General features: G+C 66.8%; 10 protein-coding genes. 8 read left to right on the top strand and 2 right to left on the bottom strand.

The genetic code is table 11. The features are described 5' to 3' along the window. Window positions 1-49 precede the first annotated feature (49 nt). Window positions 50-1,870, bottom strand: coding sequence for an AMP-dependent synthetase/ligase (locus JS533_RS03745; RefSeq protein ID WP_241513186.1), 1,821 nt, complete (start codon window positions 1,868-1,870; stop codon window positions 50-52). A gap of 394 nt (window positions 1,871-2,264) precedes the next feature. Between JS533_RS03745 and JS533_RS03740 the strand changes: the two genes are divergently transcribed. Together JS533_RS03740 and JS533_RS03735 are read left to right on the top strand one after the other, a co-directional pair. Next, window positions 2,265-3,728, top strand: a complete 1,464-nt coding sequence (locus JS533_RS03740; RefSeq protein WP_241513185.1) for a glycoside-pentoside-hexuronide (GPH):cation symporter — start codon at window positions 2,265-2,267, stop codon at window positions 3,726-3,728. Between the two features lie 507 nt (window positions 3,729-4,235). Further along, window positions 4,236-5,810: a sugar porter family MFS transporter gene (locus JS533_RS03735; RefSeq protein WP_241513184.1), complete on the top strand. Its 1,575-nt coding sequence runs from the start codon at window positions 4,236-4,238 to the stop codon at window positions 5,808-5,810. 132 nt (window positions 5,811-5,942) lie between these two features. Here the strand turns inward: JS533_RS03735 and JS533_RS03730 are convergent, their stop codons facing one another. Next, the gene (locus JS533_RS03730; RefSeq protein ID WP_241513183.1) at window positions 5,943-7,514 is read right to left on the bottom strand and encodes a M81 family metallopeptidase; all 1,572 of its coding nucleotides are present in this window, start codon (window positions 7,512-7,514) and stop codon (window positions 5,943-5,945) included. Between the two features lie 260 nt (window positions 7,515-7,774). On the opposite strand from JS533_RS03730, the gene JS533_RS03725 reads away from it, so the two are divergent. The 6 genes from JS533_RS03725 to JS533_RS03700 all read left to right on the top strand — a co-directional run. Beyond that, window positions 7,775-11,965, top strand: a complete 4,191-nt coding sequence (locus JS533_RS03725; protein ID WP_241513182.1) for a thiol reductant ABC exporter subunit CydD/CydC — start codon at window positions 7,775-7,777, stop codon at window positions 11,963-11,965. 280 nt (window positions 11,966-12,245) lie between these two features. Next, complete coding sequence (locus JS533_RS03720) at window positions 12,246-14,402, top strand: beta-galactosidase (protein ID WP_241513230.1); 2,157 nt, start codon at window positions 12,246-12,248, stop codon at window positions 14,400-14,402. Between the two features lie 27 nt (window positions 14,403-14,429). Beyond that, the gene (locus tag JS533_RS03715) at window positions 14,430-15,488 is read left to right on the top strand and encodes a LacI family DNA-binding transcriptional regulator (protein WP_241513181.1); all 1,059 of its coding nucleotides are present in this window, start codon (window positions 14,430-14,432) and stop codon (window positions 15,486-15,488) included. 83 nt (window positions 15,489-15,571) lie between these two features. Next, window positions 15,572-16,420, top strand: coding sequence for an aldo/keto reductase (locus JS533_RS03710; RefSeq protein WP_241513180.1), 849 nt, complete (start codon window positions 15,572-15,574; stop codon window positions 16,418-16,420). Window positions 16,421-16,596: 176 nt separating this feature from the next. Continuing rightward, window positions 16,597-17,355: an HNH endonuclease family protein gene (locus JS533_RS03705; protein ID WP_241513179.1), complete on the top strand. Its 759-nt coding sequence runs from the start codon at window positions 16,597-16,599 to the stop codon at window positions 17,353-17,355. 272 nt (window positions 17,356-17,627) lie between these two features. Continuing rightward, on the top strand, window positions 17,628-18,861 hold a 1,234-nt coding region (locus tag JS533_RS03700; protein WP_241513178.1), incomplete at its 3' end, for an Nramp family divalent metal transporter.

The raw sequence follows: 18,861 nt of genomic DNA, 5'->3' as shown, positions 1-18,861 counted from the left end.
TTTCTCTCGCTCACGGACATTCAGCGAGAGAAAACCGCCACGCACTGATTCAGCGCTTGCCGGCGTAGATCTGACGGTCGATCACGTCGGCGAAGACGCGGTTGACGGCCGGACGCACGACCTTGAGGCTCGGCGTCAGGCACTTGTTGTCCTGCGTGAACTGCTGGTCGAGGATCACGAACTTGCGTACCGATTCGGCGCGCGACACGGTGGCGTTGGCACGATCGACGTACTTCTGGATCTCGTCGTGCACGTCCTGCAGCACGGCCGCCTCCGCGATCGGCAGATCGGCCGCGAACCCGTGCGACGGCAGCCATGCGGCCAGCCCGTCCGGGTCGAGCGTCACGAGCGCGCCGATGAACGGCCGCTGGTCGCCGACCACGACCGCATGCTCGACGATCGGGCACTTGACGATCTCCTGCTCGAGCGGGATCGGCGACACGTTCTTGCCGCCGGCGGTGATGATGATGTCCTTCTTGCGTCCGGTGATCGTCACGCGGCCCTCGTCGTCGATCGACGCCAGGTCTCCCGTGCGCAGCCAGCCGTTCGACGTGAACGCCTCCGCCGTCTTCTCGGGCAGATTATGGTAGCCGCGGAACACGTTCTCGCCCTTCACCTGTAGCTCGCCGTCTTCCGCGATGCGCACCGACGAGCCGGGCGCGGGCTGTCCGACCGTGCCGATCACGTTGTCGTCGACGCGCGTCACCGTGAACGGGGCGGCCGTTTCGGTCATGCCGTAGCCCTGGATCATCGGCAGACCGATGCCGTTGTAGAAGTGCGCGAGATCGGGGTCGAGCGGCGCGCCGCCGCACGCGACGAACCGGATGCGCGGGCCGAGCGCGCCGCGGATCGTACGGTAGACGAGCGCCTCGTACGTCGCCCGCTCGGCGATCGCCTTCGCCGAATGCGGCGTGCCGGCCTGCTCGTCGCGGCTCCACTGGCGCGCGGCCGCCACGGCCTTGGCGAACAGACGGCCCTTGAAGCCCATGCCGGCCCGCTGCGAGGCCGCGTTGTACACCTTCTCGAATACGCGCGGCACGCCGAGCAGATACGTCGGCTCGAACGAGCGCAGGTCGGGCAGCAGCGACTTCGTGTCCGGCAGGTAGCCGACCACGCCGTCGTCGGAGCCGATCGAGCAGTACTGGATGTAGCGGGCGAAGCAGTGCGCGAGCGGCAGGAACAACAGCAGCCGCGGATGGTTGTCGCAGATCATCTCCGACAGGCACTCGTATCCCGCGCGCACGATCGACAGGAAGTTGCGGTGCGTGAGCTCCGCGCCCTTGGGTGCGCCGGTCGAACCGGACGTGTACACGATCGTCGCCAGATCGTCGGCGCGGACGGACGCGATGCGCTCGTCGAGCTCCTCGTCGGAGACGGTGACGCCGAAGCCCTGCAGTGCGCCGAGCGCGTTGCCGTCCATCATGAGGATCTGCCGCAGCGCAGGGCAGTGGTCCTTGACCGAGTCGAGCCGGTCGAAGCGCTCGCGGTCGTCGGCGATGGCGAGCTTGACAGCGGAGTCGTTGAGGATGCGTTCGGCCTGCGCGGCGGAGTCGGTGTCGTAGATCGGCACGTTCACCGCGCCGATCGCGGCGAGCGCGAAGTCGAGCACGCCCCACTCGTAGCGGGTCGCGGAGAACAGCGTGACCGCGTCGCCTTTGCCGATGCCGAACGCGATGAGGCCTTTGGCGGCGGCGAGCACGAGCTTGTGGAACTCGCCGGTGGTGATGTCGTCCCAGCGGCCCGGGCCGAGTTTGCGCGAGGCGATGATGGTGTCCTCGCCGGTGCGCTCGATGCGTTCGGTGAGCAGTGAGTACAGGGTTTCGTCGTCGCGTACGACGATCGAGCCGGGGGTGGTGTATTCGGTGCGCATGATGTGCCGTGTTCCGTTTCCGCGGCCGGTTGCGGCCGGTCGCCTGGTGTTGTGCCGTTGCGTCATGGTGTGGCTGACGTTTGCTTCTGTTCCGTCAACTAACTTACGATGCCGTAGGTTGCGCCGCGTTGTAGGCGGCCACGAATTCGCGCCCGCGCGTTTGTATGCGGCCACAAACGTCGGCGACGATGCCGACGATCGGTCGTGTGTCGTTGGCGTGGCGCTGCGTATGGCGTCGTCTGTGCCGTCGTGTGATGCCATGTGCGGATGATGTGAGCATCGTGTGCATTGCTGTGTGAAGAAATTGTGAAGTATTGTTGGCCGCATGTTTGACTTGAATCGAGTAAGCGTAAACCATACTTGGCTGTTAGCGTTCACATAAAGAGAGGAAACCATGTCTGCTGCTGCCACGGAACGGCTGGCGCGCTCATCCGCCGCCAAGTCGCATGCAATGAAAGCCGAGGCGGACGACCACTTCAACGGCGTCCTGCCGCTCAAGGAGAAGATCTCCTACCTGAGCACCGATATGGCGGGCAATCTGCTGTATTCATCGCTCGGCACCTACATCATGTTCTTCTACACCGACGTGTTCGGCATCACCGCCGCGGCCGCCGGCTGGATCCTGCTCATCGCCCGCATCGGCGACTGCATCTCCGCCCCGGTGTGGGGCTCCATCGTCGACCACACCAAGACCAAGTGGGGCCAGTCCCGCCCGTTCTTCCTGTGGATGGCCGTGCCGTTCGCGCTCACCGTCTTCCTCGCCTTCACCGCGCCCGACCTGCCGCCGATGGGCAAGGTCGTCTACGCCACCATCACCTACATCCTCGCCGCCGGCCTCGTCTACACCGGCATCCAGACGCCGATCACCGCGATCCTGTCGAACCTGACCCCGGACCCGGCCGAACGCGTCAAGGCCAACACGTTCCGCCTCTCCGGCGGTCTGTTCGGCACGTTCATCACCGCCGTGTGCACCATCCCGCTGGTCAACTGGGCGGGCAAGGCGATCACCGGCCAGACCAACCAGAAGGTCGGCTTCATGTTCACCTTCGCGGTCTACGGCGTCATCGCCATCGCGCTGCTGTGGTTCGCGTTCCGCAACATCCGAGAGCACAACTATGACCCGAAGACCCAGAACCCGCTGCCGTTCAAGGAAAGCCTGCACGCCATCAAGGGCAACTGGCCGTGGATCACGCTGATCATCGCGTTCGTCATCTTCTGGATCGCGCAGGAGGACCGCATGTCCGTGGCCGTGTACTACGCGAAGTACAACCTCAACAACGAGAACCTCGCCACCGTGCTCAACGGCATGCAGATCCTCGGCCTGGTGACCACGTTCCTCATCCCGGTCATCTCCAAGCGCCTCGGCAAGGCCGGCAAGACCGACACTATGATCCTCGGCATGGTCATGGCCATCATCGGCCAGCTGCTCCTGCTCACCGCCTCCAACAGCTTCGCCCTGTTCGTTGTGTTCTGGGCCATCTCCATCCTCGGCGCGGCCATGGCACTCGCCATGCCGTTCGCGATGCTCGCCGACACCGTCGACTACGGCGAGTGGAAGAACGGCATCCGCGCGGCCGGCCTGCTGTCCGCCGTCGGCGCGTCGTTCTGCATCCAGTTCGGCTCCGGCCTGGGCAACCTGATCCCGTCGAAGATCATGGCCGCCGCCGGCTACGTCGCCAACCAGCAGCAGAGCGCGCAGGCGCTCGGCGCGATCAAGTTCTGCTTCATCTGGCTGCCGATCATCGTCTATGCGATCTGCATCTTCATCATGCTCTTCTACCGCAAGTTCGAGAAGAACGAGCCGGCCATCCGCGCCGAGCTGGCCAAGCGCCGCGCGATCGCGGACGCCGCGGCCTGATCTGGCCCGTCCTGCGTTCCGTCCGTCCGAAGTTCCGTTCGCGCGGCTTCTGTCCGTCCGGCGTTCCGTAAGGTCGGCGTTCCGTCAGGCCGCCCCGGCCGTTCCGTCCGGCAGCCCCGACCATCCCGACCGGTGGCGTATGCCGTCGGACAATACATGACCGTCCGTGATCCCCGCAATAGGGGCCACGGGCGGTTTTTTGTCCCGCTGTCTCCTGCCGCGTTCCGCCGTGCATGACCGCGCGTGCGTCCCCACGGTGCCGGCGGCGGTGCGCGTGCGGGCCACGTGCGGTGTTGCTTTGCCGAATTGTTATCTTGTTGTGCCATATCGAGTTGAATCGTGTCGGGAAACGACTACTATATGTTCCGGTTTGTGATTGTGAGCGTTCACTACGCGTGACAGGCGACAATGATGCCCGACCATCACAACAGTATGAGAGAAGAACATGCGGCACCACCCGCAACTTGTGGTGCGGCAATCAACAGTCAAAGTGAATGAGGTTTTGCCATGAGCAATCCCAATGATTCCATCGCGCTCGGAACGGACGGGCGCGCACAGCGCGGCTCAGGCCGCTACATCGTCGGCCTCGCGCTGAGCGCCGGCCTCGCCGGCCTGCTATACGGCTACGACACCGTCTCCATCTCCGGTGCGATCGACTTCCTGCAGACCAAGTACGCGCTCAGCCCCGCGCTGCAGGGCATGGTCATCTCGTCGATCATGATCGGCGGCGTGATCGGCGCCGGCTTCTCCGGCTTCCTGTCCGACCGCTACGGCCGTCGCAAGCTGCTCATGTTCGGAGCGGCGTTCTTCTTCGTCGCTGCCCTGTGGAGCGCGTTCACGTTCAGCCCGGCCACGCTGATCCTCGCCCGCATCGTCGGCGGCATCGGCATCGGCCTGGCCGCGGCGCTCGCCGTCACGTACATCACCGAATCGGCCCCGACCAACATCCGCGGCGCCCTCACCAGCGCCTATCAGCTGCTGACGATCTCGGGCATCTTCCTGACCAACGTCATCAACTACTTCATCGCCTCCTCCGGCTCGCACCAGTGGGGCGTGAACGTCGGCTGGCGTTGGATGCTCGGCATCGGCGCGATCCCGGCCGCGATCTTCTTCGCCGCGCTGTGGTTCAGCCCCGAGTCCCCGCGATTCCTCGTGCAGGCCGGCAAGGTCGAAGAGGGCTTCAAGGTGCTCGAACGCATCAACGGCACCGACAAGGCCCGCCGCGACGTCGAGGAGATCCAGAACCAGATCGCCGAGGAGAAGAAGGCCAACGCCCAGTTCTCCGACCTGTTCAAGCCCGGCCTGCGCAAGGCCCTGCTCATCGGCATCTTCCTCGCCATCTTCAACCAGGCCATCGGCATGAACGCGATCAGCTACTACGGTCCGGTCATGTTCAAGGACATGGGCTTCGGCGGCAACACCGAATTCCTCGCCTCCTCCTGCGTGGGCGGCATCGAGCTCGTGTTCACCGTCGTCGGCATGTACCTGATCGATACGGCCGGCCGCAAGAAGCTCATGGCCGTCGGCTCGGGCCTGATGGTCGTCTTCGCGCTCGGCATCAGCTTCGCGTATGCGAACAACTACCAGCTGCTCATGCTCATCTTCGTCATGTGCTTCACCTCCGCGTTCGCGTTCTCGATGGGTCCGATCCCGTGGATCATGATCCCGGAGCTGTTCCCGACCTACCTGCGCGGCCGCGCGACCGGCATCTGCACCGTGTTCCTGTGGGCCACCAACTGGGCGATCGGCCAGTTCACGCCGGTCATGATCAGCTCGATCGGCGGCATGGGCACGTTCCTCGTGTTCGCCGGCACCAACCTGCTGTGCTTCCTCGGCGTGGTCACGTTCGTGCCCGAAACCAAGGACAAGACGCTCGAGGAGATCGCCGAACTGTGGAAGCCGAAGTCCGAGCAGTCCAACGCGCAGCTCGAAGTGGTGCGCGCCACCGCCGAGCTCAAGCAGGCCGAATCCGACATCCGCGCCGCCGAGGCCGAACTGGCCCGCGCCCGCCGCGCCAAGGAACGCGCCATCGCCACCAAGGCCGCCGCCGAAGCGCTCGTCGCCGCCCAAAAGCAGCACTGACACGGTCCCGTTTTGTGACGCGGAGCGTGACACGGCGCGGCGTCTGATTATGCAGTCATCCGCGGAAGGTTGATTTTCCAACGTTTCTGCCGTGGTGATGATACGATGCCCCGCTCCGTGTCACGCTCCGCGTCACTCGTCCGGTCCGGTAAGCGGCTCGTTCGACGGCGGGATAAGGCGCGCGTGCAGATCCGGCTCGAAATCGGACGGATCGTACGGCACCATCGGCCGGCGGATGCGGTGGTGGCCGAGCCGGATCAGATCCTGATCCACGCCGCCCGGCGTGAGCGCCATCATCCAGTCACGAGCCATGTCGAACAGTTCCGGCTCCAGATAGCCGATCTTGACGATCACCACGTCCGCATGCCGCGGATCGAGGTTGAGATCGGTGAAATCACGCTCGTGATGGTACGGCTTGCGCAGCGACGTCAGAATCACGTACAGCCCGCCGCCGGTCTCGCCATCGCCGATGATGCCGTCGCCGTCCCCGCCGCCGACCCGCAGCACAACTTCGGTCCGTGCATGCGGGTCGCCGTGCTTGATCGCATGCACCACGCCGGTCATCGTCACCGGACCCGAGTGCACCGCATCCACCGCCGCGCCGCCGGTCACCGTCACCGTCGCGCCCACGCCGGCGGCGACGGCCGTCTCGACCGCCTCGGGAGCCGGCAGCGACGCATAGATCACCGTCCTCCCGCCGTTCGTGATGCGCGGATCGGCCAGCAGCCGCGCGAGCGTCCATGTCACGTCGCCCGCGCCGCCGGCCGTCGGATTATCGCCGGAATCGCTGATGAAATACGGCGTCACGCGACTGGCGACCGCCGCGTCCACCGCCTCGTCAAGCGTGCCGACCGGTGCGACGAACTCGAACTCGTCGCGCGCGTCCCAGTACGCCTGCGCCAGCTCCTGCGCGCCGGCCGCAACGGCCGCGCGATCATCGCCGGTCACCACGATCGCCGCATGGTTGCGCGGCTCGTCCGCCCACGCGTAGCCCACCCAGATCGCCGCGTCGAGCACGCCGTCGCGCGCCGCCACCTCGGAGACGCGCGCGTAGATCGACTTCGCCGGCTCCACGCGCGTCGACGTCTTCTCGCCCGGCAGCAGCACCGGCACCGGAATCCACGCCTTAAGCGGCCGGCCCTGGCCGGAAGCCAGCCGGTCGACCAGATTGCGCGCCGCCCGCTCCTTCGTCTCCAGCTCATCCTCGTGCGGGGCCATGCGATAGCAGGTGATCAGGTCTACGTCATGCGCAAAATCACGCGACACGTTGCCGTGCAGGTCCATCGACGCGCTCACCAGCACGTCCGGGCCGACCGCCTCACGCACGCGACGCAGCAGCACCTCCTCCGCATCGTCCATGCCCTCCACGGTCATCGCGCCGTGGATGTCGAACCACAGGCCGTCCAGCGGCGGCATCGCGCGCAAACGATCCACGATCTCGCCCGTCAGCGACTCGAACGCCTCCGCCGTGACGATGCCGCCCGGCAGCGCACGGCCCACCAGCGCCGGCCGCCAGTCCGCCGCCTCGCGCAGCGGCGAGCCGGGAGCCATGAACGGGTACGCGTCGAACACCTCGTCTCCGCGGCGCGGATGGAATGCGGCCGCGTCCGTGCGCGCCGGCGAGAACGTGCTCGCCTCGATCGCCAGACCCGCGATCGCGATCACCGGCTTGCGGCCGAGCGGCCCCCTGTGCGTGCTCTGCATGCCATCGTTCGCCATAGTAGAAAACCTCGCTTTCCAGCAGCCTCTTTGCAACAGCTGCATCGGCAGTGCATCCGCTGTCATCTTAGGCGAACATGCCGGTATGGAGTGTCGGGCGCGACGGGATCGAAGAGATGCGGCGAAACACTGGCGAAACCCGGCGGCGGCTGTTACCGTGGACACGGTGATTTTCGCGGCGCGGTACGGCCGCACGACGCACGACGCCCGGAACGTCGTGCATGACGACTGACTTGAGGTGGGGAATGTTCGATAAGCGGCTGTTTTCGCTCGCCGACGGCATCGGCCGGCTCGTCGCCGGCAAGGTGGCGCTGATGTGGCTGGGACTGCTCGCCAACGTCGCGTTCGTAGCGACGCTGGTGACGATGCTGTCCGATCTGCTGCGTCCGTTCGTGCCGGGCGCCGTGTCGGGCATGACGTCGGATGCGGCGTCGGGATCGGCGCAGGGGAGCGTTTCGGCCGCGACCACCGCGATCGACGCGATCGACGCGATGCTGCCGACGATCGGCGGCACGGCGGCAGGCCGTCTGCCATGGTATCTGCTCGCGCTCGCGCTGATCGCGGCCGTGCGGTACGCGACCACGCGCGGCGCGACCAGACTCGGCTTCGAGGCCGCCGAACGCGTCAAACTGTCGCTGCGCGAGAAGCTGTACCGCAAGATGCTCGCGCTCGGCCCCTCGTACGGTTCGCGCGTCAAAACCGCCGACGTGGTCCAATCCGCCGGCGAAGGCGTCGAACAGATCCAAAGCTTCTTCGAGCTGTTCCTGCCGCAGCTCTTCTACGCGGTGCTCGCGCCGCTCACCCTGTTCGTGGTGCTTCTGCCGGTCAACCTGCCGGGCGCCGTCACGCTGCTCGTATGCGCGCCGCTGATCGTGGTGATCGTGGGGCTCGTGGCCATGCGCGCGGCCCGCGTGTTCAAGAAATACTGGGGCAAATACACCGACATGGGCGCCGCGTTCCTCGACAACCTACAGGGCCTCGAAACGCTCAAGATCTTCGACGCCGACGAACGCGCCGCGCGCGACATGGACCGCAAGGCCGAGGAATTCCGCGTGATGACGATGAACGTGCTGCAGATCCAGCTGCGCTCGCTCACCGCGATGGACACGGTCGCCTACGGCGGCGCCGCAGCCGGCATCGGCGTCGCGGTCTGGCAGTTCGCCGCCGGCTCGCTCGGCCTGCCCGGCGCGATCATGATCGTGCTGCTGTCCGCCGACTTCTTCATCCCGCTGCGCCAGCTCGGCTCGTTCTTCCACGTCGCGATGAACGGCATGACCTCGACCAAGCGCATCTTCGCGCTGCTCGACGCGCCCGAACCGCAGCACGGCACCGAAACGCTCCCCGCCGACTCGGGAGCCCCGGTCGTCACGTTCGAACGCGTCGGCTTCACGTACGAGGATGCCGATGTTGTTGCGGATGATGGCAAGCCGGCCACGCCTGCCGGTGCCGAAAACGCTGGTGCCGGGTACATCGATGGTGTCGGGAAGGCCGGGGATGTGGCGTCCGGCACGTCGACCGTGCCCAGTGGAACCACGGACGTGACCTCTGCGCGCCCGGCGCTCGCCGACGCCACGTTCATGGCCAATCCCGGCCAGGTGACCGCCATCGTCGGCGTGTCCGGCTCGGGCAAGTCGACCGCGGCGGCGCTGCTGTCCGGCACGCTGACCGGCTACACCGGCTCGATCGCGCTGTTCGACTTCGCCGGACGCCACGAGATCCGCGACCTGACGGACGAATCGCTGATGCGTGCGGTCACCGTCGTCGGCGCGCGCAGCCACCTGTTCGCCGGCACGCTGCGCGACGATCTCGCAATGGCCATGACCGCCGGCCCGGACGAGTCCGCGATGTGGGACGCGCTGCGACGCGCCCGCATCGACGACTTCGTGCGATCGCACGGCGGGCTCGACATGACGATCGAGCCGGACGCGGCGAACCTGTCCGGCGGACAGCGCCAGCGCGTCGCGATCGCCCGCGCGCTGCTGCACGACAGTCCGGTGATCGTATTCGACGAGGCGACCAGCAGCGTCGACGCGGACAGCGAATCGCTGATCCTCGCGTCGATCCGCGAGCTCGCGGACGCCGGCAAGACGGTCATCATGATCACGCACCGCATGGCGAACGCGGCCGACGCGGACGCGATCGTCGTACTCGACCACGGGCATGTCGTCGAATCCGGCAGCCATGTCCGACTGCTCGCCGCCAACGGCACGTACGCGAGGCTGTTCCGCACCCAGCAGGCCGTCGAACAGGTCGGACGACGCGACGGCGCGGACGTTTCGGAAGATGCGGCCGATGCCGCGGATCCCGTCGCGAAGACGACGGCATCGGCTGCCGAGAGCGACCGTCATGCCGCGACGCACACGACGAAACGGGCGCGGAAGCCGCGCTCCAAAGCCGCTCGTACGGCAACAGCCGTCTCCGATACGGCCGGCGATTCCGCGACCGGCGACCGGACCCCGTCCGGTCCGGATGATGAGACTCGTTCCGCGAAGTCCGTGAGTTCCGCGAAGCAGCCGAACCGCGGCACCCGGCTCATTCCGCGCCTGCTGCACGAGGCGGCGCCGCTGTCGCGGTTCATGATCCTCGCCTGCGTGTGCGGCACGCTCGGCCACCTTGCGGCCACGTTCCTGCCGGTGTTCGGCACGATGGCGTTGTTCGCCGCCGCCGGCCACCCCGTGTGGGGCATGGGCGTGGCGCCGTCCGTCGTCGCGATGGCCGTGTGCGCGGTCGTGCGCGGACTCATGCGCTACGCCGAACAGTTCATGAACCACAACGTCGCCTTCCGCCTGCTCGCCCTGTTCCGAGCCAAGGCGTTCGCCGCGCTGCGCCGGCTCGCCCCCGCCAAGCTCGACGGCAAGGGCAAGGGCGACCTGATCGCCCTGATCACCACCGACGTGGAGATGCTCGAGATCTTCTTCGCACACACCATCTCCCCGGTCGTCATCGCCCTGTCCACCAGTGTGATCTACACGCTCGCGCTGCTGGCGCTCGACCCGTGGTCCGCGCTGCTGCTCGTCGCGGCCCACCTGACGGTCGGCGTGCTGCTGCCATGGCTGTTCGCGCGCGGCGTGCACGGCATCGGCGACGGGCTGCGCAAAGCGGCGTCCGCGCTTGATAATCAGGTGCTCGACGGCATGCGCGGCATCGGCGAGATCATCCGATTCGGTGCGGGGGAGCGGCGCGTGACCGACATCGTCGAACGCACTCGCGACCTGTGGGCCCGCCGGGCGAAGCTCAGTCGCATCAACGGGCATTATGCGGGCGTAGGCGGCGTGCTGGTGCTCGTGTTCACCGCCGTCGCGGCGCTGCTGGCGGTCGCTGGCGCGGCCGGCATCGTCGGCGTTTCCGGTTCGACGGGGACTGCGGGTGTGCTTATGGGAGCCCCGAAGCTGGTCGTCGCCGTCGTGCTCATCGCCAGCTCGTTCGGCCCGACGCTCGCGCTCGCCGCGCTGCCGGCGAACCTGACGAACACGTTCGCGGCCGCGCGCCGACTGTTCTCGCTGATGGACGAGGCTCCGGCCGTCACGGAGACCGGCATCGACCGGCCCGCATACGACGGCATGGCGCTCGACCATGTCACGTTCGCCTATCCGGCGGTCATGACTGGTGGGGACGACGATGGCGAGCGTCTCCGCACGACGAGTGAAGCCGGCCCGACCTCTGTTTCCGCCGGTTCGCCCACTGCGGACGGACATGCCGTCGTGACGCCGTCTGCCACAGCCTCGGCCACGGTGCTCGACGACGTGTCGCTCGACGTGCCCCGCACCGGCATCCTCGGCATTCAGGGGCCGTCCGGGCGCGGCAAATCCACCATGCTCAAACTGCTCATGCGCTACTGGGATCCGCAGTCCGGCCGAGTCACGCTCTCCGGCGAGCCGTTGCCGCGAGTCGACGCGCACCACCGCCGGCGCGTCCAGACCATGATGAGCCAGGAGACCGCCCTGTTCGACGGCACGATCCGCGACAACCTGCTCATCGCCCTGCCTGAAGCCGGGGCGATGGACGCGGCCGCGCCGGTCGCGACGCCAGAGACCGATGCCGGCGAGCGTCGCGCGTCGGCCGTTGGTGGAGCCTCGGCGGCTGATGCGCCGACGGCGGGAATGCCGTCCGTCGATGATCTGCTGCGCGAGGCGTGCCGCAAGGCGTCCGTGCTCGACTTGATCGACTCGCTGCCGGCAGGGCTCGACACACCGGTCGGCGAGCTCGGCGACCGACTGTCCGAAGGCGAACGACAGCGCATCGGACTGGCCCGCATCTTCCTCAGGCAGGCCGATCTTGTGCTGTTCGACGAGCCGACCAGCCGTCTCGACGCGCTCAACGAGGCGGTGATCCTCCAGTCGATCAACGCGCTCGCCGGCGAACGGGACGCAGCCATCGTGCTCGTCTCCCACCGCGAATCCGCCATGCGCATCGCCGACCGCATCGTCGCCGCCTGACGTTTCACTGTCGTCGGGCGGTCCGTCGTCGTCGTCGGACGGTCCGTCGTCGCTCAGTCCGCCGACACGTCATTGATATACTGGTGTATCATAGTCACCGCAAGTGATACACTGGTGTATCAATAACGAACGAACCAGGCAAGGACGACGGTACGACATGACCACCATGACAAACGCGACAACCACGGCGACGGATGCGGCGAACGCGGCGAACGCGACGCTTTGGACGACTGCAACGATTGATACGAACGGGAAGACCACTTCGAGCACGGCGTCCGCCATGACGTCGTCGACGGCCGCAGCATCCCCGACGGCGATCCCGCCGTCCGCGCGCCGCCCGTTCCGCTGGCCCGCGCTGCTCACCGAAACCGGCCGCGGCATCGCCTACGGTGGCGACTACAACCCCGACCAGTGGCCCGAAGAGGTCTGGGACGACGACATCCGCCTGATGAAGCAGGCCCGGGTCAACACCGTGGCCCTCGGCATCTTCAGCTGGGCACGCATCCAACCAACGGAACACACGTGGGACTTCGGCTGGCTCGACCGCATCATCGGCAAGCTCGGCGAGACCGGCATCGCCGTCGACCTCGCCTCCGCCACCGCCAGCGCGCCCATGTGGCTGTACGAGACCCACCCCGAAATTCTGCCGCGCGACCGGTACGGCCACGTCGTCAACCCCGGCTCACGCCAGTCGTGGCGGCCCACCAGCCCCGTGTTCAAACGGTACGCACTCGACCTGTGCCGTCGCCTCGCCGAACGATACGGCGACAACCCGGCCGTCACCGCATGGCATATGGGCAACGAGTACGGCTGGAACAACCGCAACGACTACTCCGACGACTCGCTCGCCGCGTTCCGCCGGTGGTGCGAGGCCAAGTACGGCACCATCGACATGCTCAACGAGGCGTGGGGCACCGCGTTCTGGTCGCAGCACGTCAACTCGTTCGACGAGATCCTCCTGCCGTACCACATGGGCGGCGACTCGATGGTCAACCCCGCCCAACAGCTCGACTTCACCCGTTTCGGCAACGACATGCTCCTCGACTTCTACAAGGCCGAACGCGACGCGATCGAGGCGGTCTGCCCCGACAAGCCGTTCACCACGAACTTCATGGTCTCCACCGACCAGTGTTCGATGGACTACGCGAAATGGGCGAACGAAGTCGACTTCGTCTCCAACGACCACTATTTCCACGAAGGCGAATCGCATCTCGACGAACTCGCCTGCTCAGACGCGCTCATGGACTCGTTCGCGCTCGGCAAGCCGTGGTATGTGATGGAGCATTCCACGTCCGCCGTGCAATGGAAGCCGCTCAACGCGCGCAAACGCGGTGGCGAGCTGATGCGCGACTCGCTCGCCCACATCGCGATGGGCGCCGACGCGATCAACTTCTTCCAATGGCGGCAGTCCGAGGCCGGCGCGGAGGCGTTTCACTCGGCGATGGTCCCGCACGCCGGCGAGGACAGCGCCGTATACCGCGGCGTGTGCGAGCTCGGCGAGGCGCTGCGCACGCTGTCCGACGCGGGTGTGCAGGGTACCGGACTGCGCCGCTCGCGCACCGCGATCCTGTTCCACGCCGAATCCGAATGGGCCACGTGGAGCCAGACCCTGCCGAGCATGAGGCTCAGCCACTGGCACGACGTGCGCGACTGGTACCGTGCGTTCCTCGACGCGGGGAAGCGTGCCGACGTGACGCCCCTTGCCTACGACTGGAATGGATACGAGACGATCGTGCTGCCGACCGTGCTCATGATGTCCGACGACGACGTGCGCCGCATCGCGGCGTTCGTTAGGGACGGCGGCCGAGCGATCGTCGGATACGCGACCGGACTCGTCGACGACCGGTTCCACGTCGGACTCGGCGGCTACCCGGGCGCCGGCGGCGGACTGCTGCGCGACATGCTCGGTGTGCGCGGCGAGGAGTTCAACATCCTCGGCGGCGAGGCCGACGGGGAACCGGACGAGATCACACTTACGAACGGGATGACGACACGCCTGTGGCAGAACGACGTGACGTCAGTCGCGCCCGACGCGTCTGTGGTCGCCTCGTATGCCGGGCCGGACGCCGCCGACTGGGAGCTGGACGGCACACCCGCGATCGTGAGGCATCCGTACGGCAAGGGCGAGGCGATCTACGTCGGCTGTGATCTGAAACGTGGCGACATCGCGCGGCTGCTGGCGGAACTGGGCGTGGTCGGCGTGGCCGGTACGGAAACCGATCCGCGCATCATCCATACCGTGCGGGAATCCGACACGGTCCGTTTCGACTTCTACCTCAACCGCAGCCGCGACCATGTCGCGGTGAACGGCATCGCCGGCGAGATGATCGTCGCGCAACGCGTTGATGCCGCCAGCGGCGCGTCAGACGCCTGCGCAATCGGCCGCAATGGCATACTGGTCACCAGGACCAACGTCACCAAGACCAGCCGCAAGTAGGCGCACGGCACAAGCGAGGAGAGCACCATGGCAGACACGACCAAAGCGGACAAGAAGCGCGTCACGCTGCGCGACGTCGCCCAGGCCGCCGGCGTGTCGCTCAAAACCGCGTCGAACGTGATCAACGGCAACGGGCGCATGAGCGGCGAGACGCGAGCCCGCGTCGAACAGGTCATCAAGGACCTCGGCTACCGGGTCAACGTGGCCGCACGCAACCTCAACCGCGACCACACCGGCTTCATCACGCTCGCCGTGCCGTCGCTGACCGCCCCCTACCTCGCCGAACTCGCCAACCGCATCATCGACGCGGCCCGCCAGCACGACTACCTCGTCTACGTGACCACCTACGCGGAAGGCTCCGCCAAAGGCGCGCGCGACCTGCTGCGCAACTTCAACTCCACCGTCTCGGACGGCATGATCCTGTCCATGAGCGAGGTCGAGGACATCACACCCGAAGACCTCGCCGTCGACTTCCCGCTCGTCGTGGTGGGTGCGCGCACCACTTGGGGCGTCGCCGACCACGTCACCCCCGACGACACGGCCGCGGCGGCCACCGCCGCCGGATACCTGTACGACCACGGCTCCAGCCGGCTCGCCGTGGTGGGCGCGCGCGACGACTACGACGAGGCCGCGCTGCTGGGCGCCGTCGAAGGCAACGCACAGCTACGACTGCGCGGATTCATCGAGGAGACGCACCGGCGCGGCATGGCCGTCGACCCGAGGCTCATCGGCTACACCGGGCAGGATTGGACGATCGGCTCCGGCGCACGCGTCACGCAGCGGCTCATCGACTCTGGCGTCCCGTTCGACGGCGTGGTCGCGCTCAACGACCAGCTCGCCATCGGCACGATCGCCAGCCTGCGCGCCAACGCGATCGACATCCCGAACCAAGTGCAGGTGATCGGCTTCGACAACATCGAAGAGGCCGAATACCTGCAGATTCCGCTCACCACCATGGATTCGCGACTCGAATGGACCGCGCCCGCCGCCGTCGAACGCATCCTCGGACGCATTCGCGGCGACGTCGACCGGCCCGAGCTGCTCACCACCCGCAGTGAGGTCATCCCGCGCGCCACCACGCGCTGAACGGGCGTGTATTGTGGCTTGCAGGACCAACGACGCAACAACGGCGCCATCCAGGTAACGTAACCCAAACCAAGGAGCAAGCCATGACGACCATCCCGAACATCCCCCTCAACGACGGCAACGCGATCCCGCAGATCGGCCTCGGCGTGCTGCGCATCGACGACGACGGCGTAGTGCCCGTCGTCGAATCGGCGCTCGCCGCCGGCTACCGTCACATCGACGGCGCCGCCGGCTACAACAACGAAGGCGGCGTCGGCCGCGCGCTCGCCGCCACCGGATACAACACGGGCTCGCAGCGCGAAACCTTGTGGCTGACCACCAAACTCAAGGACTCCGAACAGGGCTACGACTCCGCCCGCCGCGCCTTCGACCGCCAGCTTGGCCTGCTGCAGGTCGACTATGTGGACATGTACATGCTCCACTGGCCCACCCCGTTCAACTGGCGCAGCGGCGAAACCTGGAAGGCGTTCGACGAGTTCCGCGCCGAAGGCCGCGTGAAGACGCTCGGCGTGTGCAACTTCCTGCCCGAGCACCTCGAACGGCTGCATCGGGAGACCGGCGAATGGCCGGCCATCGACCAGATCGAACTGCACCCCACCTGGCAGCAGCGCGAAGTCGTCGCGTTCTGCAAGGAGCACGGCATCGCCGTCGAAGCATACTCGCCGATGGCCCGCGGCGCCGACCTCAACGCCGGCGACGGCACGATCGCACGCATCGCCGCCGCGCACGGCGTCACCGAAGCGCAGGTGATCCTGCGCTGGCACATCGAAAACGGCACGATCATCATCCCCAAGTCCGTGCATGCCGACCGCCAGAAGCAGAACCTCGACCTGTTCGGCTTCGCGCTTACTCCGGACGAGCACGCCGCGATCGATGCGCTCGACGGCCCCACCCGCGCCGGCCACGATCCGATGACCTTCACCTACGCCTGATCCGCCACTATCGTGTCGGGGCCAAACCGAAGCGTTTCTGCTCTCTTGGCTTCCCTTGCTAGGGGGGGCTGTCACGTGACTGAGGGGTGGTCATATCCGGCGCATTACGTCCGGCCAATGTGTCGGCTGCACCGGCGTGTTGTCGGTGCCGTCGCCCGCCAGTAAGGAGTCCGGTCATGCCCAGCCGTCGCCCGCATCGCGGTTCGCAGCCGACCCACTTCCGTGCGCGTCGCTTCGACGTGAACAGTCCGGGCGGGCGACTGATCACGCTGCTCACGCTCGCGGCGGTCGCCGGCGTGGCCGTCGGGCTGGTCCTGCCGCATGTGAGCCCGACCGTCGGACAGATCACCGGACTGTACACGGCCAGCGGACCCGCGGCCGACGCGCTTGCGGCGCTCGCCGTCGATGACGCTCCCAGCACGGCCGGCTATGACCGTGACCTGTTCGGCTACCGGCAGACCGATGACGACGGCAACGGTTGCGACATCCGCGAGGACATCCTCGCCCGCGACCTGACCGACGTGACCTACCGGTCGGCCGGCGGCTGCCAGGTCCAGTCCGGCACGCTCGACGATCCGTACACCGGGCAGACCATACGGTTCGAGCGGGGGCGCGACACCAGCTCGGCCGTGCAGATCGACCACGTCGTCGCACTCGAGAACGCGTGGCAGTCCGGGGCGCGCGATTGGGATGCGGCCACGCGAATGCGGTTCGGCAACGATCCTGCCAATCTGCTCGCCGTCGACGGGCCGGCCAACCAGGACAAGGGGTCCGCGTCCGCCGCATACTGGCTGCCCACCAACGCCGACTACCGCTGCGAGTACGTGGCACGGCAGATCGGCGTCAAAACCGCGTACGGGCTCACCGTCACCACCGCGGAGCGCCGGGCCATGCAGGCCGTGTTGCGTGCCTGCCCCGCGCAGGAGCTGTCATAGCCGGTAAGTGAAGCTGGCGGAGCCTCGGCCCCCCTCACTGAGGGGGCTGTCGAGCGTAGCTCGACTGGGGGAGCTCCGCGGCCGCAAGGCCGCCGATAAACAGGCATCGCGCGCAGCGCGATTCCGAGGCCATGCGGACGCATCGGCAACACCCATATACGACAAGATGCGAAAAACAGTGAGCATCGGAATACATGCGTAGCCAGAATTCTCGCCCGGTCCACTTGGGTGTTGACCAGATGTAACATTGCGCCGCTATAACGGGGCGCGGAATGGAAGAGAATACTGCAGCGCGCGCACACAGCGCAGCGAATACCAACGATACGAACACCAACACGAACCCCGACGCCACCGGCACCCAGGGCGACCCCGCCGAGCATCCACTCGCCGAACTCGACATCGAACGGGAGCACGTCGCCGAACAACAGCGCGCCCGCGGCTCCAAACGCACCAACGGGCGCAAGGGGCACGCGCTCGCCTCGATCCTCGGTCCCGCGTTCGTGGCGGCCGTCGCCTACGTGGACCCGGGCAACGTGGCCGCCAACATCACCTCCGGCGCACGATACGGATACCTGCTCGTGTGGGTGCTCGTGCTCGCCAACGCGATGAGCGTGCTCATCCAATACCAGTCCGCGAAACTCGGCATCGTCACCGGCAAATCCCTGCCGGAGCTGCTCGGCGAGCGCATGAGCGACGCCGGCCGGTTCATGTTCTTTATGCAGGCGGAGGTGATCGCTATCGCCACCGATCTGGCGGAGGTGATCGGCGGGGCCATCGCGCTCAACCTGCTGTTCGGCATGCACCTGTTCGTGGGCGGTCTGGTGATCGGCGCGATCTCCACCGTGCTCCTGTGGTTCCAAGGCGGCAAGACGCATCGTCTGTTCGAGAAGATCGTGATCGCGTTGCTGTTGGTCATCACGTTCGGCTTTGTGTTCGGCCTGTTCATCGCGCCGCCGGACCCGGGCGAGGTGCTGCGCGGCCTGATTCCGCACTTCACCACCACCGATTCGGTGCTCATGGCCTCATCGATGCTGGGCGCGACCGTGATGCCGCACGCCATCTACCTGCATTCGACGCTCGTCAACGACCATTACGGGCCGGGGGAGAAGAAGCCGAGCGTGCGCCAGCTGCTCCACGGGTCGAAGATCGACGTGGCGTGGGCGCTGCTGCTGGCCGGCACGGTGAACGTGGTGCTGCTCATCATCGCCGCGAATTCCTTGTACGGCATGAAAGGCACCGATTCGATCGAAGGCGCGCAGCATGCGATCGTGAGCGTGCTCGGGCCGGTCGTGGGCACGATCTTCTCGATCGGGCTTCTGGCCTCGAGCTTGAGCTCCACGTCGGTCGGCACGTATGCCGGTTCGGAGATCATGCACGGCCTGCTGCGCATCAAGGCCCCGATGTGGGCGTGCCGTGTGGTTACGCTCGTGCCGGCGCTGATCGTGCTGTGGTTCGCGCCGAACCCCACGCAGGCGCTGGTGGTCGGTCAGGTGATCCTCTCGATCG

The organism is Bifidobacterium amazonense (assembly GCF_018555435.2).
GTDB classification, from domain to species: Bacteria; Actinomycetota; Actinomycetes; order Actinomycetales; family Bifidobacteriaceae; genus Bifidobacterium; species Bifidobacterium amazonense.
The sequence above is the reverse complement of the archived record's forward strand: the minus strand, read 5'-3'. Positions and strand labels throughout refer to the sequence as shown.

Coding starts and splice junctions, on each gene's coding strand:
- JS533_RS03740 (WP_241513185.1), top strand. CDS start 2,265: ATGTCTGCTGCTGCCACGGAACGGCTGGCGCGCTCATCCGCCGCCAAG.
- JS533_RS03715 (WP_241513181.1), top strand. CDS start 14,430: ATGGCAGACACGACCAAAGCGGACAAGAAGCGCGTCACGCTGCGCGAC.
- JS533_RS03705 (WP_241513179.1), top strand. CDS start 16,597: ATGCCCAGCCGTCGCCCGCATCGCGGTTCGCAGCCGACCCACTTCCGT.
- JS533_RS03735 (WP_241513184.1), top strand. CDS start 4,236: ATGAGCAATCCCAATGATTCCATCGCGCTCGGAACGGACGGGCGCGCA.
- JS533_RS03720 (WP_241513230.1), top strand. CDS start 12,246: ATGACGTCGTCGACGGCCGCAGCATCCCCGACGGCGATCCCGCCGTCC.
- JS533_RS03730 (WP_241513183.1), bottom strand. CDS start 7,514: ATGCAGAGCACGCACAGGGGGCCGCTCGGCCGCAAGCCGGTGATCGCG.
- JS533_RS03710 (WP_241513180.1), top strand. CDS start 15,572: ATGACGACCATCCCGAACATCCCCCTCAACGACGGCAACGCGATCCCG.
- JS533_RS03725 (WP_241513182.1), top strand. CDS start 7,775: ATGTTCGATAAGCGGCTGTTTTCGCTCGCCGACGGCATCGGCCGGCTC.
- JS533_RS03745 (WP_241513186.1), bottom strand. CDS start 1,870: ATGCGCACCGAATACACCACCCCCGGCTCGATCGTCGTACGCGACGAC.